Source organism: Enterobacter sp. TCD1-1, assembly GCF_020567405.1.
GTDB lineage: Bacteria > Pseudomonadota > Gammaproteobacteria > Enterobacterales > Enterobacteriaceae > Enterobacter > Enterobacter quasiroggenkampii.
In genome coordinates, this window is record NZ_JAJCXF010000014.1 from 1 (window position 1) to 689 (window position 689).

At 45.7% G+C, this 689-nt stretch carries 3 protein-coding genes; all 3 read left to right on the forward strand.

Annotation, left to right across the window (positions count from 1 at the left end):
• On the forward strand, positions 1 to 99 hold a 99-nt coding region (locus tag LJA86_RS22145; RefSeq protein ID WP_072082104.1), incomplete at its 5' end, for an elongation factor Tu.
• Positions 100 to 278: 179 nt separating this feature from the next.
• Positions 279 to 473, forward strand: coding sequence for a bacterioferritin-associated ferredoxin (bfd, locus tag LJA86_RS22150; RefSeq protein ID WP_008503493.1), 195 nt, complete (start codon positions 279 to 281; stop codon positions 471 to 473).
• 72 nt (positions 474 to 545) lie between these two features.
• On the forward strand, positions 546 to 689 hold a 144-nt coding region (locus LJA86_RS22155; protein ID WP_267491673.1), incomplete at its 3' end, for a ferritin-like domain-containing protein.

The window sequence follows — 689 nt, forward strand, 5'->3', positions numbered from 1 at the left end:
CTGATCCACCCAATCGCGATGGACGACGGTCTGCGTTTCGCAATCCGTGAAGGCGGCCGTACCGTTGGCGCGGGCGTTGTTGCTAAAGTTCTGGGCTAATTAATTATCCCCGAATAAAAAAAGGACGCTTCGGCGTCCTTTTTTGTTTTCTGCCGCTCAGGCGTTGTCACAAAATTTCGCATTTTTTGCCTGCTCCCGCCCCGCATTCTGGCGTTTGTGCTATTGTAATCATAACCATTCTCACTTACACTTTGCGCATAATTTGAACGGGAGTTTCTATGTACGTTTGTTTATGTAATGGTGTAAGCGACAAAAAAATACGTCAGGCCGTTCGCCAGTTTCAGCCCCAGTCATTCCAGCAGCTTCGCAAATTTGTTCCGGTGGGAAATCAATGCGGTAAATGTGTACGTGCTGCGCGAGAGATCATGCAGGACGAACTGATGCAGATCCCGGAATACAAAGAGATCGCGTAAGCGCCCATCTTTTTTTTGACATCCCTGTAGCCCGATCTACGCTTCAATGAGTGGAAGCGGAGGGACTATATAATGAAAGGTGATGTTAAAATCATAAGTTATCTCAATAAATTATTGGGAAATGAGCTTGTCGCAATCAACCAGTATTTTCTTCACGCGAGAATGTTCAAAAACTGGGGACTCAAACGTTTAAACGACGTTGAGTACCATGAATCT

Coding starts and splice junctions, on each gene's coding strand:
- bfd (WP_008503493.1), top strand. CDS start 279: ATGTACGTTTGTTTATGTAATGGTGTAAGCGACAAAAAAATACGTCAG.